The sequence below is a fragment of the Commensalibacter papalotli (ex Servin-Garciduenas et al. 2014) genome (assembly GCF_000527695.1).
Lineage (GTDB): Bacteria > Pseudomonadota > Alphaproteobacteria > Acetobacterales > Acetobacteraceae > Commensalibacter > Commensalibacter papalotli.
In genome coordinates this window covers 145,817-169,004 of sequence record NZ_ATSX01000003.1, presented here as the reverse complement: position 1 = coordinate 169,004, position 23,188 = coordinate 145,817, and the positions used below count along the sequence as shown (strand labels likewise).

Below are 23,188 nucleotides of genomic sequence, written 5' to 3'. Positions count from 1 at the left end.
GGATATCCCCCCCCCCCAACAACCAGGCTGGAGAAATTGGATATATTTTTCTGATGCTCGAGATAAAACAGCAGATCGTTTACAAAAGTTAGGATACAATGTTGTGGATACGGGGTATCATCCTAAAAATGATGGTCATCCAACGGTGATTGCATTGGTTGATTCTTCACCAATAGAAGGCTCTTCCAGAACGGCAACTCATACATGGAATGCTCCTGTATTTACGGATGACATGGGACGAACAACCTTATCAGAAATGCAAGGCATAACTATTACTCATACAATGTATTATTATAAAGTAGAATTGGTTCGTCCAGAAGGTGCAGATAATTCTCTTTTAAAATGTTTAAGCAGTCAAGATCCAACAGAAGTTTGTATAGCGCCTGCAAACCCTAGCAATTATAAAACGATTTTTTCTGGTTATTCAACCATAGCAACAGATAACACTGTAGCTGGAAGCAATGTTGATCATTTAGTAACTGCAGTATTTCATAATTATCCAAATATGATGAGTAAGAAATGGGTGTATTTTACGAATACGGGCTATACTCCTCTTTATGCAACTGACCCCAATGCGCCCAAACTAACAGATAAGAAATAAAGCTGTTTCATGGATAGATACTGCATCTATCCTTTTTTGTTTCTGACGGAAATAAGATTGTGAATAGTATTGTGCAGGGCTTATTAACTGGAGGTGCGGGCGCCGCCGCTGGTGCGATGACGTCTAGTGGTGGAAATACGACGGTTGATGTGGTCAATTCAACGACCAGTGCGATGGCGCAATCTCGTCCTGAAGTCAAAGACCCTGATGTCGTTGCTGCTGAAGCTGCGCAAGATCCTATTAGAAAACAGAATTTACTTAATAATTCCCATGCAGCAATAACGGTTGTAACAAATCAAGATAATTATAGTAGTGATGGGGCATTTATGACTGCTTTATATCAAGCATTAAATCCAAGCGATAAGTCAGAACATACGATAACGCAGGCTCAGGCAAATAAAGTTAAAGAGGTGATTGCCAATAAAAGTAATTATAGTTCTGATAATGATTATGCGAATGCGTTGAATAATGCATTTCGGAATGTATCGAAGTAGGTATGGGGATAGAAAATGATTAATAAGATTGGACAATCGTTATTGGGTTTAAGCTTATGTTTTATGGTTAGTGGGTGTCCTTCTATTTACAACAGTGAATATTATATCCCTGTTGATAATCAGGTAGGGGATGCACAACCTTTATCAAAGAATGATATTATTCGGGTAGTTATACCAAGTAATTTTTCTCAAAATTTAGTAAAAGCAAATAGTAATAATATAAATAAAAATGATCAAATGTACATAATGGATGTAGTAATGTACATTGCACTTGCTAAGCACGAAACTGAGAAAAGATTGCAAAATTTAGGATTGAATGTAATTAATACGGGATACCATTCTGGTGGTAATGGCCATCCAACTGTAATTGCCTTGGTTGATTCATCACCGATAGAAGGATCTGAAGAAAGTGAAACGCATACATGGGATGCGCCTGTATTTACGGATGATATGGGACGAACAACCTTATCGGAAAAACAAGGGGTAACCATTAATTATAAAACTTATTATTATAAAGTAAAATTGGTTAGGCCAGAAGGAAAAGGTAATTCCCTTTTTGAGTGTAATAGTAGTAATGAAAGTAGAGACTATTGTATAGCTCCAGCCAATCCTAGTAATTATCAAACGATCTTTACTGGCTATGCAACTTTAACAACCGATAATACAACAACTGGTATTAACGTTTCTCATTTAACAACGGCGGTATTTTATAATTATCCGAATATGATGGGCAAGAAATGGGTGTAATCTAGTAAATACTAGACACTTTATACAAACGGTCATGTCTCAAATTTAGATGATAGTAATTAATCCAATAGACATAAATAGCTCCTAAAAAAATATTTCATTTATATCTATAATAGATTAAGGGATATTATATAAATTCGCGACAAAAGCGCAAATATTGAAAATTTGTATTAAATGGAGGCATAAAATGGATAATAATGATGCAAATGAAAATTATGTTTTTGACCCTGATAGTGAGTCCGTAGATCCTGATCAACCTTTTGAAGTAGGTAGTGATTTTTTTGATAATCCTATTACTAAGGAAGCTTCAGTTAAATTCTTTGGGGATTTGCGAGACTATATAACAAGCGGAAATGTAAAAGATGTAGTTTTAGAACCAAATACACACATAGATGCGAATGAGTTGGATTACACTCCTATCGTTACTATGTATTCCTTTTCTGATTCTCAAAATATTTTTTATTTATCTACTGGAAAATTCCCCCAAGATACAGAATATGCAGAAGTTACTTTAGGTCCAGGTCAGACTACTGATAATATTAATGGTATTCCTAAAATACAAGGTGATGGCAATAATCCAAATTATGTTAGGATTATAGGAGGGGTTGATTTTAATTATATAGCTGACGGTGAGAGCGGGGAACTTATTAGCAATAATCCTCTTTATTTTTATGGTAGAGGTCTGGATGGTAATACAAGTCACATGGGGAATTGGACGATTTATACAGACGATTTTGTTGATCCAGACACTGGCGAAATATATGATGATGATAGAGATACAATGATTCAAACGACTGATGGTAATAATAAGATTACCACGGGTTATGCTCGCAGTACGATTGATTTAGGTTCTGGAAATAATATTGTTTATTCTCAAGGACATGATACTATTACAAGTTCTAGGGGAGGATATCAAACTGTTACATTAACTGGATCCCAGTCAAAATTAACAATGGGCGGAAATACAACTATTCTTGATATTGGCAACAATAATAACATTTCTGTTGGTAAAAATAGTTCAGTTTATGGGGCGGCATCAGATATAGTTCAATTTGATACAGGGGATATGAATGAATATACTGCTGGGAATAATTCAACTATTTCAGCCACGAATGGGACTGATTTAAAAGTTATTCATGGTTTAGATAATACATATAATATAAATCATAATCTCACTTTTCTAAATGGAAGTGGAAACACGGTTATTAACATCAAAGGAACGCTTGCAGCATTTGGTGCAGGTAGTTCACAATATACTCTAAATGCAGAGAATATTGATAGTACTAGTGGAAGTATATTTGTTGCTAATGAAGGGAATGAAACTCTAGATGCTGCATCTTCAAGTGCTAATTTACAGATTTGGGCAAATACAGTTGCTGGTGCAAATAATCTTTTAGCAAAAGCTGGACAAGGAGATGATACATTAGCTGCTGGGGTAGGAAATGCTACTTTTACTGGTGGTGTAGGTAATAACTTATTTATGTTTACTAAAGAAAGCGTGCAAGATGGGACTACCATTATTACAGACTTCACAAATAATGATAAAATTGCTTTATACAATTATGGTTTAGGTAGTAACGGGTTAACACAAATTTTACAACAATCTCAAAATGATGCAAATGGAAATGCTGTTTTAAAACTCACCAATAATGCTGCCATCGTTATTGAAGGTGTTTCCGTATCTTCTTTAAGTACAAAGCAATTTGACATCGCTGATTTTAGTCACTAAAACGGCTTAATATATAAATCTGATTTATATTCTTATACAGAATTACGATTGGTTGATCAAATCATTGATGAACCAATCTAAAAATAATTCTTTTATATCTTGATAGCTTAAACAATAACGATAATACCAATTCATCGCTCGAATAATCATCAACCCAATAAATATAAATCGTTCCTAAATATAAATATTCCATCTATATCTATAACAGATTAATCGCGATCATCTAAATTTGCGACAAGACCATATCGTTTCTTGTTTTGTAATCATTTAAATACATAATACTTTACTTAAACTCATATAACAAAATATTGCACTACATTTGTAATTACATTATAACTTATCTATTATATTTTAATCTGAAGGTAAGAAATAATGAGCACTATTCAAATTAGAGTGGATGAAAATTTAAAAAAAGATGCTTATAAAGTTTTTGATAATCTGAAACTATCCCCCTCAGATGCACTGAGACTATTCTTACGTTATGTTGCTGAAAACAAAAAATTACCTTTTTCAGAGGTTTCAGTGATGGTCAGTGATAATGATAAAGATGATGATATTTTAGCGGTTGTGCGTGAACGTTTAAACAGTCCTGCAGAACGTGTCAGAGTTAATTTAGATGACCTTTAATATTGACTTTGATGAAAGAGCTTTAAAAGAATGGTATAAACTCGATAAATCTATTCAAACGCAATTCAAAAAGAAATTAAAGCAACTACAAAATAATTCTCATATTGAATCTGCCCGTTTACATGGAGATCTTGCTAGCTGTTATAAAATTAAATTACGATCTTCTGGTTTCAGATTAGTTTATCAAGTCATTGATGAAGAAATTATAATTTTAGTCATTGCGGTAGGAAAACGCGAAGATAAAAAAGTCTATGAAACAGCCAATGCACAATTAAATAGTAAATGAGAGTTATCTAAAAACTCATAAGATACGCAGAATATACGTAAACTCGTTTCATTAAATAGTTTATGAACAGGATACTTTATTTTGTTTAATGACCCTATCATGAAGGTCGTGGTGAGCATTATATATAAAAATATTATTCTATTAACATAATCACATAATTATACACAAATTTCAATAGGTGACTTAATATTAAGAACATACAAAATATCGTCAGTCATCATAAACGATATGAATGATCTTATAAATTTGTGAGATATATTCTTTTCAATGACAGCAAGATAAATTTATAAGATACAGAGATTACAAAAGGAGATTAATGAATATTTAATAAGGTATTGGGATGATAAATACAAAAAAGCCTTATGATACAAGTTTTTACTTGTATCATAGGGCTTTTTGTAAAACTATTTACTTACAGTTTTTCGACTTGATTATATTCAAGTTCAACTGGGGTTGATCGACCGAAAATAGAGACGCTGACTTTTAAGCGGCCTTTTTCTGTATCAACTTCTTCAACAACACCGTTAAATGAGGTGAAAGGACCGTCAGAAACTCTGATTTGCTCACCTACTTCAAAATTAACAGAAGGACGAGGGCTATTTGTGCCTTCTTGAGCTTGTTTTATGATTTGTTCAGCTTCGGCATTGGAAATAGGAGAAGGGCGCATTCTGTTCCCCAAAAATCCAGTGACTTTTGGAGTGTCTTTAATTAAATGCCAAGCATCATCTGTCATTTCCATTTTTACCAGGACATAACCAGGAAAAAATTTGCGTTCTGTTTGAACTTTTTGACCACGTTTAACTTCGATGACTTCTTCTGAAGGAACCAAAATTTCTTCGATTTGACCGTTTAGTCCTTTTTGTTCAGCTTGTTCTTTGATTTGTTGAACAACTTTTTTTTCAAATCCAGAGTAAACGTGAATGACGTACCATCTTTTTGTCATGACTGGTTTCAATCTCCTATAAGCCAAACAAAGTTTGAATACCAAAGCCTATGACTTGGTCTACAATAAAAAAGAATGCGGAAGCACCAGCGGCCATTGCAAGCACGGCGGCTGTTGTGACTAATGTCGTGCGACGTGTTGGCCAAGTAACTTTCTTGGCTTCATTACGAACATCACGCAGAAATTTCGTGGGATTGACCGACACGAAACACCTTTCCTACTCAAAATAGCACTTTAATTATATTGACTTAATATAATATAGATGCGTGGTTAAAGGACAAGATGAATGTGATTACATTCATGGTATACTTACGTGTCTAATGGCAGGGGTGGAGGGTCTCGAACCCGCAACCTCCGGTTTTGGAGACCGGCACTCTAGCCAATTGAGCTACACCCCTGCATGATCACTGTGTGATTTTAAACTAGAACTATTCCTTTTGCAAGGTTAATTTGTTCAAATCACAGTTAAGAGAAAAAGCAATGAAACGTGAAGAAAGTCAAGTAAAAAAAATTATAAAACTAACTTTTTATAAAAAATTAGCAAATTTTAAAAAAAAGACTTGATCTAATGAAAAATTTTGCTAAAAAGGTGTTATAAATTAAATAGCTCTTTATTATAGACTATTCTTCAAGATACAAGCGGGCGTAGCATAGTGGTAATGCAGTAGCCTTCCAAGCTTCTGAGGAGGGTTCGATTCCCTTCGCCCGCTCCAAAATCCACAGACATTCAAATAATTATGTGATTAAGATCTTCAGCGCATGAAGATATATTATCGTTACAGTAAGGCGATCTTTATATATGTTTTTCGATATTTTTTAGTGAATATTCGAATTTAAAGCCGTTTAAAACTTAATCTACTAGAGTTGACAATCTGGAATAACAAATTTAAATGCGAATACCTCAAAATAATAATGTTGATATTTTTAGTATAAAACCGATGTGATATTTTAATAATTTTATGCCAGAATGCTCATTAAAATAAAGCACTTAATTATAAATGGTGTTATTCACTTCAAACCAAACCTCCATTCAAATAGCGTTTTTAACTTTCGTAGTGAAGTCATTTATTAAATCTGTTGTATAAGGCGGTTTGCATAATGAAACAATTAAAAATATTTGCTATGATAACGGGCGTTATACGCTTAAATTATCTTATGATGGCCATTTGAAAGTATTATAAGTATATATTTAAAAGTTTCATAGAAAAAGACAAAAAAAATCTGGAGATAAACATTAGTATTATTTCTGATGTTAGCGAGTTTTATGAAAATTGAATGCGAATTGATAATTAATCTCCAGCTTTTTAATATAAAAAGGTTCTGTCACTAAAAAATCAAATTTAAAAAAAAATTATTATTTTTGCTTGATCTTCATTGTTTTCGGCTTTCAGAGACTTTCCTTTTTTTGAAAAATCTTTTATCTAAGATATTAATTAAAAGTACGGGTTTTATGGTTTTATACTGGAATATAGTAGCGAGTTGTACAGACTTGCAACAGTTAAGGATTAAATTATAAGCAAAGTGCTTTTTAATTTTAATTTTTAACATGATTTGGTATAGACTAAGTCCTTTATAAAAGTTTATATCATAATTGTTGGGAAGGTAGAGAAAGCTGTTTGGCTTTGTTACACTATTCTAGAAAAGAAATGAAAGAATAAACCAAGTGAATACCGATGCAACAATGGCTGCTGCTGCAGCATCAACTTTTACTGCAAATGATCTCAAAGGTCGCTATGCTACAGCCCTTTATGAATTGGCTGAAGAAGAGCGTTCTTTAAATGAGGTCATGGTTGAAGTTGAAAATCTATTGAAAATTATCAATGAAAGCGAATTGTTGAAAGATGTTTTAAATAATCCTTCTTTTGATACAGCGCAAAGTCGTGAGATCGTTGTTGGCACTTTGAAACAAGTTGGATTCAGTCAGTTACTTCAAAATTTTGTTGGTGTAATTGCGAACAATCGCAGGCTTGCCAGTTTAAAAGCTATTTTATTAGCTTTTTTTGCTTTGGTTAATCTTCGTCGTGGATTGGTCACGGCCGAAGTCATTACAGCACATCCTTTGACAGACATTCAACGTGCTCAGTTAAAAGATCGCTTGACCCAAGCAGGATATAATAAAGTTAATTTACTAGAGCGTATTGATACAAAGTTACTAGGCGGCTTTGTGATACGTATTGGGGCTCAGCTCTATGATGCTAGCCTTAAATCTCGTCTTAATCGTCTACATAATGTTATGAAGGGAGCCGCGTGATGGAAATCCGTCCCGCAGAGATTTCGGACATCCTTAAAAAACAAATTGCGTCCTTTGATAAAGAGTCTAACGTTGAGGAAACAGGAATTGTTTTGTCTGTTGGTGACGGTATTGCATTGGTTTATGGCCTGCAAAACGTCATGGCGGGTGAGCTAGTCTCCTTTGCAAACGGCGATTTAACAGGGATGGCATTGAATCTTTCCAGTGATCACGTTGGGATTGTTATTTTTGGAAATGACAGCCAAGTGCGTGAAGGGGATACAGTTTCTCGTACGAATCGAGTAATTGACGTTCCTGTTGGTAAAGGTCTTTTAGGTCGTGTTGTTGATGGTCTTGGTAATCCAATTGATGGAAAAGGCCCATTAAAAGACGTTGAACGTCGTTTGGCTGAAGTAAAAGCCCCTGGAATTATGCCTCGCCAATCTGTTTGCGAGTCTATGTTAACAGGAATTAAAGCAATTGATGCGTTGGTTCCTATTGGACGTGGACAACGTGAATTGATTATTGGTGATCGTCAAACAGGAAAATCAACCGTATTAATCGATACGATGATTGCGCAAAAGAAAACCAATGCATTAAACGATCCAAAGAAAACACTTTATTGTATTTACGTTGCTATTGGTCAAAAACGCTCAACAGTGGCTCAGGTTGTCCGTACCCTTGAAGAGCAGGGCGTGATGGAATATTGTATCGTTGTTGCAGCAACAGCTTCTGATGCTGCTCCTATGCAATATATTGCGCCTTATGCTGCGGCTTCTATGGGTGAATATTTCCGTGATAACGGAATGCACGCATTAATCAGCTATGATGATTTGTCAAAGCAAGCTGTTGCTTATCGTCAAATGTCATTATTGTTGCGTCGTCCTCCTGGACGTGAAGCTTATCCTGGGGATGTGTTCTATTTGCATTCTCGTTTATTAGAGCGTGCTGCAAAAATGTCTGATGAATATGGTGGTGGTTCATTAACAGCTTTACCTGTTATCGAAACACAAGCTGGTGACGTTTCTGCATATATTCCTACGAATGTGATTTCGATTACAGATGGTCAGGTTTTCTTGGAAACCGAGCTTTTCTATCGTGGTATTCGTCCTGCGGTTAACGTTGGTACTTCAGTGTCTCGTGTGGGTTCTGCTGCACAAAGTAAAGCTATGAAGCAAGTTGCTGGTAGTATTAAACTTGAGTTGGCACAATATCGTGAAATGGAAGCATTCTCTCAATTTGCTTCTGATCTTGATGCTTCTACCAGAAAATTGTTGGCTCGTGGTGCACGCTTAACAGAATTATTAAAACAACCTCAAAACTCTCCTTATACAATGGAAGAGGAAGTGGTCGTTTTATATGCTGGTACTCGTGGATATACTGATGAAATTCCAGTTGAGAAAATTGGTAATTTTGAAAAGCAATTTATCGAAGTGATGCGTTCTTCTGGCTCTGAGATTTTAAATGGAATCCGTGATGCTGCTCAAATTTCCAAGGAATTGGAAGAAAAACTCGCAGCATTCTTAAAAGATTTCGTTCTTAAGTTCAAGCAAGTTTAAGGAGCGTCATTATGGCTTCTTTAAAGGAATTACGCGCTCGAATTAATAGCGTTAAATCGACTAAGAAGATTACCAGTGCTATGAAAATGGTGGCTGCAGCAAAGATGCATCGTGCAGAGAAACGCTCTCGTGAAGCAAAACCTTTTGCTACAACGATGCAGCGAATCTTGGTCAATTTAAAAGAATCTCTTGGAGATCGTCCCGGTATGCCAAAATTATTGGCAGGGACAGGTAAACAAGATCTTCATTTGTTGATACCAATGAGCAGTGATCGTGGTTTGGCAGGTGGGTTTAACGGTAATATTAACCGTGCGACACGTGACTTAATTCAAAAGCTTCTTAAAGAGGGAAAAAACGTAAAAATATGCCCAATTGGGTTTAAAGCTTATGTTTATTTCCGTGGTGAATATCCTGATTTAGTTGTGGGACCCGAAGGTGGTGATCATCGGTTGGGTAATGTGACATTTGAAACTGCTGATCAAGTTGCCAGCTATATTGAAAAATTGTTGGAAACTCAGCAATGTGATGTATGCACCGTGGTTTATAACCAGTTTAAGAATGTCATGTTACAAATACCAACTGCATTACAGTTGATTCCTTTGAATGTTGCCATGACTGAAGAAAAACAAAAAGAAACGTTAGACGAGAAATTAGCTACGCGTACCGAACAACTTCAAGCTGAATATTTGTTTGAACCAGAACCAGAGGAAGTGTTGCATCGTTTGCTTCCACAAAATCTGCGGGTTCAACTTCTTTCAGCTATGTTGGAAACCAATGCTGGAGAGCAAGGTGCTCGAATGACTGCTATGGATAGTGCAACACGTAATGCAGGTAAAGCGATCGATAAGCTTAGCCTTCATTATAACCGTACACGTCAAGCTAATATCACGAGTGAACTTACTGAGGTTATATCAGGTGCAAATGCTGCCTGATTTTTATAATTATTCTGCTAGGAGCTGACCCTATTATGTCGGAAACCGCAATTGAAGAAAAAAACGCAGCATATACTGATTCATCAGCGGGGAATCAGGCTGCATCTAAAAGTAACTCTGTAGGTCGCGTCACCGAGATTAAAGGTGCTGTTGTTGACGTGCAATTTACTGGTGATTTGCCTTATATTTTGAACGCATTAACTTGTAAAGTTGGCGATCGTAATCTGGTATTAGAAGTCGCACAAGAAATTGGGGATAACCAAGTTCGTTGTATTGCGATGGATTCTACGGATGGTATGATTCGTGGAATGGAAGTTACTGATACAGGACATCAAATTCGTATGCCTGTTGGTAACGAAACACTAGGTCGTATTTTGAACGTTATTGGTGAACCGATTGATGAATTAGGCCCAATTAACGCTAAAAGTTACTCACCAATTCACCGTGAAGCACCCTCTTTTGAAGAACAAGGTGATGCAACAGAAATTCTGGAAACAGGAATTAAGGTTGTTGATTTGCTTTGCCCATATCTTCGTGGTGGTAAAATTGGTTTATTCGGCGGTGCTGGTGTTGGTAAAACCGTTTTGATTCAAGAGTTGATCAATAATATCGCAATGGGACATGGTGGTGTGTCTGTATTTGCTGGTGTTGGTGAAAGAACTCGTGAAGGTAACGATCTTTATCACGAAATGAAAGATGCTGGCGTTATTAAAGTTGACGGTACCAGTACAGCAGGTTCAAAGGTGGCCTTGGTTTATGGTCAGATGAATGAACCTCCTGGAGCGCGTGCTCGTGTAGCTTTGTCTGGTTTGACAGTTGCAGAGCATTTTCGTGATGAAGCTGGGCAAGACGTATTATTCTTTGTTGATAATATTTTCCGTTTTACTCAAGCTGGTTCTGAAGTGTCTGCGTTATTGGGTCGTATTCCATCCGCTGTGGGTTATCAACCTACGTTGGCTACAGAAATGGGTAATTTGCAAGAACGTATTACTTCAACGAAAAAAGGGTCTATTACGTCTGTGCAAGCAATTTATGTGCCTGCTGATGATTTAACCGATCCTGCACCTGCTACAACCTTTGCTCACTTGGACGCAACAACCGTGTTGAATCGTGCCATTTCTGAGCTTGGGATTTATCCTGCTGTTGATCCTTTGGATTCAACATCTCGTTCTTTGGACCCTCGCATTGTTGGCGAAGAGCATTACCAAGTGGCTCGTCAAGTTCAGCAAATTCTGCAAAATTATAAATCTTTACAGGATATTATTGCGATTTTGGGAATGGATGAATTATCTGAAGAAGATAAAAAAGTGGTTGCGCGCGCACGTCGTATTCAACGCTTTCTTTCTCAACCTTTCCACGTTGCTGAAGTCTTTACAGGCATGTCTGGTAAACTGGTTCCAGTTAAAGATACTGTTCGTTCCTTTAAAGAAATTATTGACGGTAAGCATGATGATTTGCCAGAAGCAGCTTTCTATATGGTAGGAACCATTGATGAAGCCGTTGCTAAGGCAGAGAAAATGAAACAAAACGATAAATAGGTTGTTTTGTATAAAAGGTAAAGGAAGGCAGTAATGTCGATACAACTTGAAATTGTTAGCCCAGAGAAAGTTGTTGTTTCTCAACAGGTTGATATGGCTGTTTTACCCGGTCTTGAAGGCGATATTGCTGCAATGGAAGGACATGTACCCATGATCCTTCTCCTTCGTGGGGGTGTTATTCACCTTTATGTAGGTGATAAAATAACCGATAGTTTCTTTGTTGAAAGCGGTTTCGCTGAAATGAAAGAAACGGGATGCACAGTACTTGCCAAAGAAGTTAAAAAGTTGGATGAGCTATCTGAAGAGGTTGCGACAAAACTTTTAGCTGATTTAGAAGAAAGCTTCAAAGAAGCTGCCAAGGGTAATGATGCAGAAAGACAACGTGAGCTGATTGATGAAATGCAAAATGCTCAAGTTATGCTTGAATTAGCTACTTCTGTAAAGAAATAGCTAAAAATAGAGGGGGGTAAGAAATTATCTTCCTCTATATGATGGAACCTCTTGATCAGGAATCCATACTTTTTTAGGTGGTGTATCTGTTTGCCAGAAAACATCGATAGGCATTCCGCCTCTCGGATACCAATACCCACCAATTCTTAGCCATTTGGGTTTCAGCAATTTGACGATGGTGGATGCAATTTCAATCGTACATGCCTCGTGAAAAGAGCCATGGTTACGAAAGCTTGACAAATATAATTTCAAAGATTTGCTTTCGACGATCCATTTCCCAGGAATATAATCTATTACTAAATGGGCGAAATCAGGTTGTCCTGTAATTGGGCAAAGTGATGTGAATTCTGGTGCGGTAAAGCGAATAGTATAATCATATTCTTGATATGGCGCAGGAACGCGCTCCAGCTTGGCCTCTTGCGGAGATTGGGGTAAAGGACTGTTTTGTCCTAGTTGGGTAAGATGTTTTTTTAAATCAGTTGGTTCGGGCATAATTTTATATTCAATGTTAAAAGTGATTTCATAATTCATTGGATAGTATAAGTCGAACTTTTATAAGATTCTATCTTAATGTTAAGAATTAATTTTAGAAGATAGAGATTTAGAAAACTTTTATTAAGCTTTGCGAGTTAATCGTATCGTTGATATTTATTAATTAGTTAAATTTAATGCGATAATCAATATTCACTAAAATTGTAGCTACCCTTGTATTTTAAAATTTAGTAATAATTAAAATATGGGCTTATTAATTTTTCAATAAGCCCATATATCTCATTTATTTAAGGAATGTTATATTAAGTTTTTTATTTTTGTCCGTAATAAGCGTTAGCACCATGCTTACGAAAATAATGTTTATTTAATAACTCTGTTTGCATGTTTGAAAGTTCTGGTGAAACCATATAAGAAAACATTTGCATATAACAAATCTCTTCTAAAATAATGGAGTGATCAACAGCTTGCATGACATTTTTCCCCCAAGTGAAGGGACCATGAGAATGTACTAAAGCTGCAGGCATGTCCAAAGGCTTTAAATTTAAATTATTAAAAGTCTCAATGATGACTTTACCTGTTTCAAACTCATAATTATGTTCTATTTCATTTTTGGTCATTAATCGAGTACAAGGAATAGCACCATAAAAATAATCTGCGTGCGTGGTTCCTAGAGGATTAACAGATTTTCCTGCCTGAGCCCATATTGTTGCATGACGAGAATGCGTATGAACGATACCACCAACATCCGAAAATTTTTGATATAAAATACGATGTGTTTCAGTATCTGATGAAGGTTTTAATTGACCATCTACAACTTTTCCAGTTTCAAGATTAACAACAACCATATCACTTGGCTTCATATTTTGATATTGCACACCTGAAGGTTTAATAACTATTAAATCTCTGTCATTATTAATAGCGCTTGCATTTCCCCAGGTCAGCACAACCAAATTATGTTCTTTTAAAGCGATATTGGCTTCGAAAACTTGTTCTTTTAATTCTTTAAGCATTTCTCAATTATTCCTTACAAATTAATTTCCAATGTCACGCAAAGCTTTACCACTCATCAGATTTCTTTCAATATGTTCCAATGTAACATTTTTGGTTTCTGGAATGAAAAAGATAACAACGAAAATAAATACAACGTTTAGAGCCGTATAAATCCAGAAGGTCCAGCTGATTCCCAACGTTTGTATTAATGTTAAGAAAGTTGCGCCAATAATCATATTGCTTACCCAGTTTGTAGTGGTAGAGCAAGAGATACCAAAGTCACGGCTTTTAAGAGGTTGGATTTCTGAGCAAAGAACCCAAATAACAGGGGCAGCACTCATGGCATATCCACCAATACACATAATGGCCATACCAACAGAGGCATAAGAAATAAAAGCAAAATTATTGCCATTATCAATCAGATATAAACATAATCCAAGAACGAATGTACCAAGGGCAATAATAGCAAAACCGACTTTTAAAATAGGTTTACGACCAAGTTTATCAACCGTAAAGATTGCAATAAAAGTAGCAAAAACAAATGTTAAACCAACAATAATTGTTGCATACATTTGCTCATGATTTGTTTGGAACCCTGCACGTCTAAAAATTTCTGGGGCATAATACATAATAATGTTCATACCAGTAAATTGTTGCATTGCTTGCAATGCCATACCAAGATACACAGCGCGACGAACATTTTTATTGACTTTAAAAAGAGACCAACCTTCTTGTTTAACCTTTAAGCTTTCTTTGATCTCATTAAATTCTTTTTTGACTTTTTCATCATTATTTCTAATATGATGTAAGACTTGTAAAGCTTCTTCTTCTCTACCTTTTGCTGCAAGCCAACGTGGGGTATTCGGCAGGAAAAATACCATAGCCATCAATAATAATGCAGGAATACATAATACCCCAAGCATCATGCGCCAATTTCCTGTTGAAGTAAAATAGGTATCAGAAAGAAAGGCAACGACAATCCCAATCGTCACCAGTAACTGATATCCAGAAATCATTTTACCACGAACATTTTCAGGAGCCATTTCTGACAAATATAAAGGTGCTGTATAAGAAGCAACTCCCACAGCAAAACCTAAAACAATTCTCCAAAAAATCAAGAACTCAACATTATGGGCCAAAGCAGAACCCAAAGACCCGATAATAAACAAAAGAGCAGAAATTAATAAGCTATATTTTCTTCCAAGTTTAAAGGAAAACCACCCATTGGATATGGCTCCTAATGCAGCACCCAGCATCATTGAGCTTACAACCCATTCTTGTAAATGGCTGCCCAATTTAAAATCTATTGTAATAAAAGGAAGAGCTCCAGCAATAACGCCGATATCTAAGCCAAACAATAACCCTGCCATTGCAGCAGCAAGGCCAATAAGAAGCGTTGCTCTTTTTGTAGAAGCTTCTCTTTTTTGAACATTTTCATTTAATAATACTGATTGCTGCATTTATTTTACTCACTTTAATAGAGTTTTACATCAAATATGTTTTATTTTACTTTGTTAGAATAAAGCATGTCATTCCACAAAAGTTCTTTTTCAAATTGATGTGTATTGGTGTTTTCATCAATAACGGCAATTTCCATATCTTTTAATTTTGCATATAAACGGAAATATTCCATATCTAATGCTTGGGTATAAACGGAATGATGGGCTGCGCCTGCGGCAATCCATGCTTGTGTTGAAACATCCAAAGAAGGCTTTGGTTTCCATACTGCACATGCAACAGGAAGCTTAGGAAGTGGATGTGGTTGCTCAATCGTTTCCAAAGCATTGGTTACCAACCTAAAGCGATTACCTAGATCAATTAAGCTGGCATTAATTGCTGGTCCTGGGCGAGATTTAAAAATCAAACGAACAGGATCATCTTTGCCACCAATACCTAAATATTGAGCATCCACTAATGGTTTTTCATCAGCAATAGATGGGCAGACTTCTAACATATGAGAGCCAATGACCAGCTCTTGTCCTTTGGTAAAGTCATAGGTGTAATCTTCCATAAAAGAAGTGCCTCGATCTATACCGCTGGCCATCAGTTTGATGGTTCTTAAAAGTGCAGAGGTTTTCCAATCGCCCTCAGCACTAAACCCATATCCTTGTTGCATTAAGCGTTGTGATGCAATACCAGGAAGTTGTTTAATACCGTGCAAATCCTCAAATGTATTTGTATAAGCACCATACCCACCTTGTACTAAGAATTTTTTAATCCCTAATTCAATGCGAGCGGCATCAATAACATTTTGGCGTTTTTCACCATTTTTTTGTGTTACAGGGCTGAAACGATATAAAGTTTCATATTCTTCTACTAAAGCATCAACGTCACTTTGTGGGATATCGTTAATAACTTGAACCAGATCACCAACCGCATGTGTATTAACAGAATATCCAAATTTAATTTGTGCAGAAACTTTATTTCCTTCTGTCACACCGACTTCACGCATATTATCGCCAAAACGAACAACTTTTAAAGATTGTTCAGCCATAATACCTGCAGAAACGCGCATCCAACGCTCAATTTTTTCATGAACTTTGCTGTCTTTCCAAAAGCCAATAGCAACGGTTGTTGGCACTTTCATCCGTGCACAAATAAAACCAAACTCTCTGCCACCATGTGCAGTTTGGTTCAAATTCATGAAATCCATATCCATTGTATTCCATGGAACAGTTTCATTATATTGTGTGTCTAGTTGAAAGAGTGGTTTGGTTAAAATATTTAAACCGTTAATCCACATTTTAGTTGGAGAAAATGTATGTAACCATGTCATAATACCAATACATTTTGGGCTATGATTTGCTTCACGACAAAGTGCTGTAATTTCCTCTGGGCGTGTGACGATAGGTTTATAAACAATTTTGACTGGAAAGTTAACTTTTTCGTTAAAATATTGTGCAACTTCTTTAGCGTTTTGCTCAGCTTGTCGCAGTGTTTTTGGGCCATATAAATGTTGACTGCCAGCAGCAAACCATACTTCGTATTCTTGAAAATTAGACATTTTTACCCTCTTTGTTTTTATTTTAATAATAAATAAATTCTATAATGCAGATTGATTATACTGAGGCTCACTAACCTCAGACCATTGAACATATTGTTCGTATATCGTTTGATATTGTTTTGATCTGTTAGGATCTGGTGTGAATGTTGTGCTAATTGGGCTGGCCATCGTTTTTTGAGCTTCTGGAATGCTCGTATAAATACCAGCCGCAACCGCAGCAACAATAGCCGCACCAAGAGCACAACATTGTTCTGATTCACAAATCTCAATGGAGCGATTCATTACATCAGCACAAGTCTGCATAATAATTGGGGATTTTTTAGAAATCCCTCCAATTGCAATAATAGAATTTACAGGAACATTTTGGTTAGTAAAACATTCCATAATCGCTCTGGCACCACAAGCAGTAGAGACAATTAAACTGCCAAAAAGTGTTGCTGTATCTGTGCCTAAAGTAATCCCAGTTAGTGTGCCTTTTAATCTTTGATTGGCATTAGGAGTACGTCTGCCATTAAACCAATCCAAAGTGATTGGTAAATGGTCTAAATCAATATTTTTATACCAATGTTCTGTCAAAGAATTCAGTAGGTTATTTTCTACTTGCTTAATAACTTCTTGATTATCAGGAAGTTCTTTTTTCAGCTGTTCTAAAGGCCAAGATAAAAGACGTTGGTACCAAGCATATACATCACCAAAAGCAGACTGTCCTGCTTCAAGGCCAATATAATCAGGGATGACACTGCCATCGACCTGACCACAAATACCTTGGACAATGTTATCTTCAATACGATCTTTATCTGCGACTAGAATAACACATGTGGAGGTTCCAATTACCTCAACCAGTGAATATGGCTTTGCTCCGGCACCAATGGCACCCATATGACAGTCAAATGCCCCACCAGAAATGATAACGTCCTTTGAAAGCCCAAGTCGTTTAGCCCATTCAGGTGTTATTTTTCCAACCGGAATATCTGCGGTGTAAGTATCTGTAAATAAAGGGTATGGAAGATGTTTAACCAGGTTGGAATCTAAATCTTGGAAGAACTCATAAGGTGGAAGTCCATCCCATTTTTCACTCCAGAGACTTTTATGTCCAGCGGCGCATCGACCTCTTTTGATATTCTGCGGTGCGTTTGTTCCCGATAATAAAGAAGGTACCCAATCGCATAATTCAACCCAAGAAGCAGCTGCTTGTTTTACCTTTTCGTCTTCTTTAAAAATATGCATGATTTTTGCCCAGAACCATTCAGAAGAATAAATTCCACCGCATGTATCAAGATATCGAGCATATTCTTCTTGCTGACAATGCTGATTAATTTTTTCTGCTTCTTTGATAGAGCTATGGTCTTTCCATAAAACAAACATAGCATTGGGATTGTCTGCAAATTCTGGTCTAAGTGCTAAAACATTTCCATCTTGATCAATAGGAGCTGGTGTTGATGCGGTGCTATCAACCCCGATGGATACAATTTGTTGTGATTTTTCGCCTAATTTTTGAACTACAGCAATAATTGCTTGTTCCATTGACTCAATATAATCAAGCGGATGATGGCGGAATATATTTTTAACAGAGTTGCAGTAAAGATTTTTTTTCCATCTTGGATAATTTATAACCTCACTTGCAATTTCATACCCTGATTTACATTCAACGGCGATTGCACGAACTGAATCACTACCAAAATCTAGGCCTATTGAGATGACATCTTTCATACTAAGAACATCCTTAAACTACTGAATTGTGGTTTAAGACTAATCTTTAATATTGAAGAATAATATACACGAATTCGTTGATAATATGTAAAATTGTGCTACTATTTAAATTATAAAAAAAAAGTAATTATAAATATAAAGTAAATCTATAAAATATATATTTTTCTGCTCAATTTATGTAAAATTGTGCTATATTTTATAACATCAAAAAAACGTGATCGCTATGACTGTTGAACAAAATCAAAATCCTCTTTTACCAGGTTATTCTTTTAATGCTTATTTAGTTGCGGGCTTAACTCCTATTGATAAAGGGGGGGTTTACGACTTTTTTGTTGATCGTCCTAATGGTATGGAAGGGTTTATTATTAATTTAACCTCTGCTGGTGAGGGCGTTATTTTTCATGAAGATAAATCATTTGTTAGTCAGCCTGGGGATTTTTTAATTTTTCCTCCTAATGAATCTCATTATTATGGGCGGAGGGCAAATTCAAAGCAGTGGTATCATTATTGGGTCTATTTTAAACCCAGGGCTATATGGACAAAATGGTTATTATGGCCATTAACTGTCGGCAATGTAGGATACTTTCGACCTGATGATCAATTAAATAAAGATTTAGAAAATTTATTCCTTAAAATAGTGGAAACAGCACAATCCTCAAACACCTATTCTGAAATTCTTGCAATGAATTTACTTGAAAATTTTTTAATACAAAGAATGCAGACAATATCAATCAAAAAACAAGAGAAATACGACCATCGTGTTATCTTAGCTTGTAATTTTATATCTGATAATGTTGATAATTGCTTGCAGGACAAATTTATTATCGAACAAATCGCAGAACTGGTTAATCTTTCCCCGTCTCGTATCTCTCATTTATTTAAAGAAAATATAGGAGTTAGTATTCTTTCATGGAGAGAGGATCAAAGAGTGAATAAAGCTAAATTTTTACTTCAAACGACACCTTTATCTATTTCACAAATTGCTCAACATCTGGGATATACAGATCAGTTTTATTTTTCACGTGTGTTTAAAAATAAAACAGGATTAAGCCCCACAAAATTTCGTTATATATTTTATAAAAACTAACGACTGTGTGTTTTGTTATATAAATGCAATTATTATTAGGTTTCAAAAGGAATATTGCGAAAAAGCGCTTTATCAAGCTATTGATAAGTATCAACGTTAGCAGATCGTTAAACTCTATTATCCCTTATACAATCTATAAGTTGATTTTTTTTTAATTTAGAAACCTATATTTTATATTGACTGATTAACAGTGAAAGCCAACAGGATGTTTATTCAAGAAGAAAAAGAAAAAGCTAAATATTTCAAGTTTTCTCTGCATCCACAAGATGAGCTAGAGCAATATCTTAATCCTCGTTTTTTGTCTGTTATTAATGAAGAAATATCAATAGATGCACTCCAACCAGTCAATACCAATATCCCCAAAAAAATTGTAATTTTTTGGCATGAAAAAGATTTACCTGACGATGTTTATGCTTCAATTGAGAAAATTAAACGTTATAATACAGAATATTATGTTGAGCTGTTTCATACGGAATCTGCTGGGGAATTTATTAACTCGCATTATGGTCAAGAGCTTTATTATTTATATGAACGCCGTTGTGTGCACCCATCTATGAAATCGGATTTTTTCCGCATATGTTATCTGGCAAAAATGGGTGGAATATATATAGATGTTGATATTAATTGTTTTAAATCTTTAGAAGAAATCTTTAAATTTTATGAATTTGATTGCTTCTTGTTTTATACCAAAGGTAAACCTTGTTGTATTGATAATGACTTTATTGCTTGCAAAGCGAACAATCCAATTATTTCTGCTGTTCTAGATAAAATAAAAGAAAACTTAACGATCAAGCGAAGTTTTTCGAGTGTTTGGGAGTGTACAGGACCTGGTGCTGTATCGATGGCTATTTTAGAACTTTTAATGCAAGATATTTTGCAAGACGATCAGGAAAACCGTTCTTTAGAAGGGTTGCGATTAGCTCCTCATAAATTTGCCCTTCGTGCTTATAGTCACCAAGAGTTGGAATATAAAAAAACAACTGAAGGAAATTGGCGATATTTTCGTATGCCAAGTCAACTATATAAATTATAAAGATAGAATACTGAAAATTTATATTTTGTTATATTGTTTTCAATAGATCATTTATGGTATCTTTGTTCGTTTAATAAGAGAGATATTACTGATTTTTATATGTACAAATTACAAAAATTTTCTGATCCAGTAATGGTAACAGACAACCACGCTCTACAACAAATGGTCGAGGTTTTACTTAAGGAAACCTTTATCACGATGGATACAGAGTTTGTAAGAGAAAAAACTTATTGGCCAGAGTTATGTTTGGTTCAGTTGGCTGGTAAAGGAAAAGTGTATTTATTAGATGCAGTGGCACCAGGTATAGATTTGTCTTTGCTGTTGCCTTTATTAACGGCACAGTCTGTTATCAAAGTTTTCCATGCAGCTCAGCAGGACTTAGAAATATTTTTACACTTATTTAATATTTTACCAACACCTGTTTTTGATACACAAATTGCAGCGATGGTAGCAGGGTTTGGCAATCAAATTGGATATGATAGTTTGGTTGATTCGTTACTTAAGGTTGCTATTGATAAATCGCATCGTTTCAGTGACTGGGCTATGCGTCCTTTAACCGCGGCTCAACAAAATTATGCTGCTGCAGATGTAACCTATCTGTGGGATGTTTATTTAATTTTGTTGGAGCAACTAACTAAAACTAATCGTACTAGTTGGGTTGCAGCTGAAATTAAAATTTTGTCTGATCCTGAATTTTTTGCACCCTCTATGGATAAAATCTGGAAAAGATTGCGCCCCAGGACGGGAAACCGCCGAGTTTTGGGATGTTTATATGCCATTATTCAGTGGAGAGAGCAAGAAGCACAAAGATTGAATATCCCTCGGCAACATTTAGTCCGTGATGAAAGTTTATTAGCAATTGCTGCGGCGTTGCCAGATAGTGTTAAAGCATTGTCTCGTATTCGTGGTATTTCCCAAGGGTTTGCAGATAGTAAAGAAGGTGGAAGTCTTCTGAGTGTCATCAAAACGGTTAAAAATACAGAGCTTGATACGCTACCTTTGCCCGTTTCTGATGAAAGCAATAAAAGAAAACCGTCGGAGGCGATTATATCTTTGCTCAAAGTTTTATTACAGGCCAAGTGTGAAGCTTATCAAGTTGCGCCAAAATTAGTTGTGGATAGTAAAGATATAGAAAATTTGGCATTAGGTAGGCGTGATCTGCCAGTGCTTGTTGGGTGGAGGCGTGACGTATTTGGTCAAGATGCAGTGGATTTATGTAATGGACAATTAATTTTAGGTGTTCAAGATCAAAAAATAGAAATAATAAAACGATAATTGATTTTCAGTTGTAGAGTAATTAACTGTATAAAATGATATTGATCATGAAGGGGCGTATGGGTTATGGAGTGGAATGAAGAAGCCGTAGCAAGGCTGCGAGAGCTATGGACACAAGGGCTTTCTACTGCTGAAATTGGTCGACATTTAAATGTGACCAAAAATGCAGTTGTGGGCAAGGCTCATCGTTTAGGGTTAGAAGGTAGACCTTCACCGATTCGAAGGGCAGCTGTTAAAAAAGATAAAGTAACTCCCGTTGCAAAAACAGAACCTAAGGCAGCTCCTGTAGAAAAACCAGCCAAAGTTGTAAAGCCAAAGGCTGAAAAATCAGAGAAAGTTGAAAAGACTACCAAGGAAAAACTAGCAGCTGCTATAAGCGTGGTTAAAAAAGAGGCTGATTCTCAACAGTTTGATATGATTACACCTGTTGGAAAAAAAGAGGTCAAACCAAAGAAAACTAAAATTGATTTTACAGTACCAGTAGAGCTTCCTAAAAGACGTTCTATGTCTGATTGTTGTTGGCCAATTGGAGATCCTGGCACCAAAGATTTTCATTTTTGTGGTGCTAAGGCAGTTCCTGGTAAGCCTTATTGCTTAGAGCACGTACAGGTTGCTTATGTTAAATTAAGAGATCGTAAAAGTAACGTTGCCTAAATTTTGTTTTATTTCTCTGAATCTTTATAGATTCAGAGAAATATTCTTTAATTTTTGGTTGTTTTAAGAAGATCTTCTGCCATAGAGCTTTCTTGATCTTTTTTAGTCTCTATTTCAGTTGATGAAGGGGTTACCTTAAGTTTGTCAGCAGTAATCATTTCGATCTGACCTGTAATTTGTCCACCATCCTCTACTTTTAGACGACGACATTTTGCTTGTCCTATTAAACGTCCTGTTGCAGTAACGACTAAATTGCCTTGAGCGGTGATATTTCCTTCTAAGGTTCCTGTAATCTCTATATCTTGAGAATCGACTTCGCCTTTAAGAATACCTGTTTTTTGTACGATAATATTTTTGGTTTTGATGGTATTGGTTTCAACAGAGCCTTCAATAATTAATGTTTCGACATCTTCTAGGGTACCTAGGATACGAATACCTTGTCCGATAACCAAAGTGCGGCGATGTGATGCAGCATCATGATGTATAGAATTGGTGGAGCTATAAGATCGTTCCGTATTAGGGAGAAGGGTGTTGCGATTAATTAATTTTTTCTCCAACGTTGGAGGTAAATTATTTTTCATAGGAATAGGGCCTTCATCATGATTGGGAATAAAATAAATATTGTATGATCATACCGTTGTTCTTTAAAACACTAATCTTCATATAGTAGATTGAGGTTAAAATTGTAAATCATAATTAATAAATATATATCGGTTATTATGATTTATGAGGATGTAGATAACAAGAGCCTATTTTTTAATAATAAGAAATGAGTTTGTGTGGAGAATTGGGTTTCTTAAAAGAATA

General features: G+C 35.7%; 23 protein-coding genes and 2 tRNA genes. 16 read left to right on the top strand and 9 right to left on the bottom strand.

All coding sequences use genetic code 11. The features are described 5' to 3' along the window. The 6 genes from COMX_RS11130 to COMX_RS09675 all read left to right on the top strand — a co-directional run. Positions 1–601, top strand: a 601-nt coding sequence (locus COMX_RS11130) for a hypothetical protein (RefSeq protein ID WP_034340668.1), incomplete at its 5' end; no start/stop codon positions are given. A 59-nt stretch (positions 602–660) separates the two neighbouring features. Next, complete coding sequence (locus tag COMX_RS09695) at positions 661–1,095, top strand: hypothetical protein (RefSeq protein ID WP_034340665.1); 435 nt, start codon at positions 661–663, stop codon at positions 1,093–1,095. Between the two features lie 15 nt (positions 1,096–1,110). Further along, positions 1,111–1,842, top strand: coding sequence for a hypothetical protein (locus tag COMX_RS09690; RefSeq protein WP_034340662.1), 732 nt, complete (start codon positions 1,111–1,113; stop codon positions 1,840–1,842). A gap of 187 nt (positions 1,843–2,029) precedes the next feature. Continuing rightward, positions 2,030–3,571, top strand: coding sequence for a calcium-binding protein (locus tag COMX_RS09685; RefSeq protein ID WP_034340659.1), 1,542 nt, complete (start codon positions 2,030–2,032; stop codon positions 3,569–3,571). 372 nt (positions 3,572–3,943) lie between these two features. Next, a complete protein-coding gene (locus COMX_RS09680; RefSeq protein ID WP_034340656.1) occupies positions 3,944–4,198 on the top strand; it encodes a type II toxin-antitoxin system RelB/DinJ family antitoxin in 255 nt (84 codons plus the stop codon). Then, the gene (locus COMX_RS09675; protein ID WP_034340653.1) at positions 4,188–4,484 is read left to right on the top strand and encodes a type II toxin-antitoxin system RelE family toxin; all 297 of its coding nucleotides are present in this window, start codon (positions 4,188–4,190) and stop codon (positions 4,482–4,484) included. The genes COMX_RS09680 and COMX_RS09675 overlap by 11 nt, the downstream gene beginning before the upstream one ends. A 412-nt stretch (positions 4,485–4,896) precedes the next feature. On the opposite strand, the gene nusG is transcribed toward COMX_RS09675, so the two are convergent. The 3 genes from nusG to COMX_RS09660 all read right to left on the bottom strand — a co-directional run bounded on the left by nusG (position 4,897) and on the right by COMX_RS09660 (position 5,825). Beyond that, on the bottom strand, positions 4,897–5,427 hold the full coding sequence (nusG, locus tag COMX_RS09670; protein ID WP_034340649.1) for a transcription termination/antitermination protein NusG: 531 nt from the start codon (positions 5,425–5,427) through the stop codon (positions 4,897–4,899). Positions 5,428–5,443: 16 nt separating this feature from the next. Next, positions 5,444–5,632: a preprotein translocase subunit SecE gene (gene secE, locus COMX_RS09665; protein WP_034340646.1), complete on the bottom strand. Its 189-nt coding sequence runs from the start codon at positions 5,630–5,632 to the stop codon at positions 5,444–5,446. A gap of 116 nt (positions 5,633–5,748) precedes the next feature. After that, positions 5,749–5,825: transfer RNA gene (locus COMX_RS09660), tRNA-Trp, on the bottom strand. 241 nt (positions 5,826–6,066) lie between these two features. Between COMX_RS09660 and COMX_RS09655 the strand changes: the two genes are divergently transcribed. From COMX_RS09655 to atpC, 6 genes are all read left to right on the top strand, one after another. Continuing rightward, positions 6,067–6,140 (top strand) — tRNA-Gly (locus COMX_RS09655). A 968-nt stretch (positions 6,141–7,108) separates the two neighbouring features. Further along, positions 7,109–7,678, top strand: coding sequence for an ATP synthase F1 subunit delta (atpH, locus tag COMX_RS09650; RefSeq protein ID WP_034340732.1), 570 nt, complete (start codon positions 7,109–7,111; stop codon positions 7,676–7,678). Beyond that, positions 7,678–9,216, top strand: a complete 1,539-nt coding sequence (gene atpA / locus COMX_RS09645) for a F0F1 ATP synthase subunit alpha (RefSeq protein WP_034340643.1) — start codon at positions 7,678–7,680, stop codon at positions 9,214–9,216. Before atpH ends, atpA begins: the two co-directional genes overlap by 1 nt. An 11-nt stretch (positions 9,217–9,227) precedes the next feature. Further along, positions 9,228–10,148: a F0F1 ATP synthase subunit gamma gene (locus tag COMX_RS09640; RefSeq protein WP_034340640.1), complete on the top strand. Its 921-nt coding sequence runs from the start codon at positions 9,228–9,230 to the stop codon at positions 10,146–10,148. 35 nt (positions 10,149–10,183) lie between these two features. Beyond that, complete coding sequence (atpD, locus tag COMX_RS09635; RefSeq protein ID WP_034340637.1) at positions 10,184–11,686, top strand: F0F1 ATP synthase subunit beta; 1,503 nt, start codon at positions 10,184–10,186, stop codon at positions 11,684–11,686. A 33-nt stretch (positions 11,687–11,719) separates the two neighbouring features. After that, on the top strand, positions 11,720–12,136 hold the full coding sequence (atpC, locus tag COMX_RS09630; protein ID WP_034340630.1) for an ATP synthase F1 subunit epsilon: 417 nt from the start codon (positions 11,720–11,722) through the stop codon (positions 12,134–12,136). A gap of 24 nt (positions 12,137–12,160) precedes the next feature. Here atpC and queF read toward each other — a convergent pair whose 3' ends face one another. The 5 genes from queF to COMX_RS09605 form a co-directional block, all read right to left on the bottom strand. Next, on the bottom strand, positions 12,161–12,628 hold the full coding sequence (gene queF, locus COMX_RS09625) for a preQ(1) synthase (RefSeq protein WP_034340731.1): 468 nt from the start codon (positions 12,626–12,628) through the stop codon (positions 12,161–12,163). 311 nt (positions 12,629–12,939) lie between these two features. Then, the gene (locus COMX_RS09620) at positions 12,940–13,638 is read right to left on the bottom strand and encodes an L-ribulose-5-phosphate 4-epimerase (RefSeq protein WP_034340628.1); all 699 of its coding nucleotides are present in this window, start codon (positions 13,636–13,638) and stop codon (positions 12,940–12,942) included. A gap of 21 nt (positions 13,639–13,659) precedes the next feature. Beyond that, the gene (locus COMX_RS09615; protein WP_034340625.1) at positions 13,660–15,078 is read right to left on the bottom strand and encodes a sugar porter family MFS transporter; all 1,419 of its coding nucleotides are present in this window, start codon (positions 15,076–15,078) and stop codon (positions 13,660–13,662) included. A 41-nt stretch (positions 15,079–15,119) separates the two neighbouring features. Beyond that, a complete protein-coding gene (araA, locus tag COMX_RS09610; protein WP_034340623.1) occupies positions 15,120–16,622 on the bottom strand; it encodes an L-arabinose isomerase in 1,503 nt (500 codons plus the stop codon). Positions 16,623–16,661: 39 nt separating this feature from the next. After that, on the bottom strand, positions 16,662–18,332 hold the full coding sequence (locus COMX_RS09605; RefSeq protein WP_034340620.1) for a ribulokinase: 1,671 nt from the start codon (positions 18,330–18,332) through the stop codon (positions 16,662–16,664). Between the two features lie 223 nt (positions 18,333–18,555). Here COMX_RS09605 and araC point away from each other — a divergent pair, with 223 nt between their 5' ends. The 4 genes from araC to COMX_RS09585 all read left to right on the top strand — a co-directional run bounded on the left by araC (position 18,556) and on the right by COMX_RS09585 (position 22,381). Further along, entirely contained in the window at positions 18,556–19,419 is an 864-nt protein-coding gene (araC, locus tag COMX_RS09600; protein WP_034340617.1) for an arabinose operon transcriptional regulator AraC, read from the top strand. Between the two features lie 205 nt (positions 19,420–19,624). Beyond that, positions 19,625–20,452 carry a glycosyltransferase family 32 protein gene (locus tag COMX_RS09595; protein WP_034340607.1) on the top strand — a complete coding sequence of 276 codons (828 nt, stop codon included), beginning with the start codon at positions 19,625–19,627 and terminating at the stop codon, positions 20,450–20,452. A gap of 99 nt (positions 20,453–20,551) precedes the next feature. Beyond that, on the top strand, positions 20,552–21,727 hold the full coding sequence (gene rnd / locus COMX_RS09590) for a ribonuclease D (protein ID WP_034340606.1): 1,176 nt from the start codon (positions 20,552–20,554) through the stop codon (positions 21,725–21,727). A gap of 66 nt (positions 21,728–21,793) precedes the next feature. After that, positions 21,794–22,381 carry a GcrA family cell cycle regulator gene (locus COMX_RS09585; protein ID WP_034340605.1) on the top strand — a complete coding sequence of 196 codons (588 nt, stop codon included), beginning with the start codon at positions 21,794–21,796 and terminating at the stop codon, positions 22,379–22,381. 47 nt (positions 22,382–22,428) lie between these two features. Here COMX_RS09585 and COMX_RS10780 read toward each other — a convergent pair whose 3' ends face one another. Then, a complete protein-coding gene (locus tag COMX_RS10780) occupies positions 22,429–22,962 on the bottom strand; it encodes a bactofilin family protein (RefSeq protein ID WP_051462098.1) in 534 nt (177 codons plus the stop codon). Positions 22,963–23,188: the final 226 nt, after the last annotated feature.

What these genes read in the sequence shown, in the direction of transcription:
- COMX_RS09690 (WP_034340662.1), top strand. Translation starts at nt 1,111, where the DNA reads ATGATTAATAAGATTGGACAATCGTTATTGGGTTTAAGCTTATGTTTT.
- COMX_RS09685 (WP_034340659.1), top strand. Translation starts at nt 2,030, where the DNA reads ATGGATAATAATGATGCAAATGAAAATTATGTTTTTGACCCTGATAGT.
- COMX_RS09680 (WP_034340656.1), top strand. Translation starts at nt 3,944, where the DNA reads ATGAGCACTATTCAAATTAGAGTGGATGAAAATTTAAAAAAAGATGCT.
- COMX_RS09675 (WP_034340653.1), top strand. Translation starts at nt 4,188, where the DNA reads ATGACCTTTAATATTGACTTTGATGAAAGAGCTTTAAAAGAATGGTAT.
- nusG (WP_034340649.1), bottom strand. Translation starts at nt 5,427, where the DNA reads ATGACAAAAAGATGGTACGTCATTCACGTTTACTCTGGATTTGAAAAA.
- atpH (WP_034340732.1), top strand. Translation starts at nt 7,109, where the DNA reads ATGGCTGCTGCTGCAGCATCAACTTTTACTGCAAATGATCTCAAAGGT.
- atpA (WP_034340643.1), top strand. Translation starts at nt 7,678, where the DNA reads ATGGAAATCCGTCCCGCAGAGATTTCGGACATCCTTAAAAAACAAATT.
- COMX_RS09640 (WP_034340640.1), top strand. Translation starts at nt 9,228, where the DNA reads ATGGCTTCTTTAAAGGAATTACGCGCTCGAATTAATAGCGTTAAATCG.
- atpD (WP_034340637.1), top strand. Translation starts at nt 10,184, where the DNA reads ATGTCGGAAACCGCAATTGAAGAAAAAAACGCAGCATATACTGATTCA.
- atpC (WP_034340630.1), top strand. Translation starts at nt 11,720, where the DNA reads ATGTCGATACAACTTGAAATTGTTAGCCCAGAGAAAGTTGTTGTTTCT.
- queF (WP_034340731.1), bottom strand. Translation starts at nt 12,628, where the DNA reads ATGCCCGAACCAACTGATTTAAAAAAACATCTTACCCAACTAGGACAA.
- COMX_RS09620 (WP_034340628.1), bottom strand. Translation starts at nt 13,638, where the DNA reads ATGCTTAAAGAATTAAAAGAACAAGTTTTCGAAGCCAATATCGCTTTA.
- COMX_RS09615 (WP_034340625.1), bottom strand. Translation starts at nt 15,078, where the DNA reads ATGCAGCAATCAGTATTATTAAATGAAAATGTTCAAAAAAGAGAAGCT.
- araA (WP_034340623.1), bottom strand. Translation starts at nt 16,622, where the DNA reads ATGTCTAATTTTCAAGAATACGAAGTATGGTTTGCTGCTGGCAGTCAA.
- COMX_RS09605 (WP_034340620.1), bottom strand. Translation starts at nt 18,332, where the DNA reads ATGAAAGATGTCATCTCAATAGGCCTAGATTTTGGTAGTGATTCAGTT.
- araC (WP_034340617.1), top strand. Translation starts at nt 18,556, where the DNA reads ATGACTGTTGAACAAAATCAAAATCCTCTTTTACCAGGTTATTCTTTT.
- COMX_RS09595 (WP_034340607.1), top strand. Translation starts at nt 19,625, where the DNA reads ATGTTTATTCAAGAAGAAAAAGAAAAAGCTAAATATTTCAAGTTTTCT.
- rnd (WP_034340606.1), top strand. Translation starts at nt 20,552, where the DNA reads ATGTACAAATTACAAAAATTTTCTGATCCAGTAATGGTAACAGACAAC.
- COMX_RS09585 (WP_034340605.1), top strand. Translation starts at nt 21,794, where the DNA reads ATGGAGTGGAATGAAGAAGCCGTAGCAAGGCTGCGAGAGCTATGGACA.
- COMX_RS10780 (WP_051462098.1), bottom strand. Translation starts at nt 22,962, where the DNA reads ATGAAAAATAATTTACCTCCAACGTTGGAGAAAAAATTAATTAATCGC.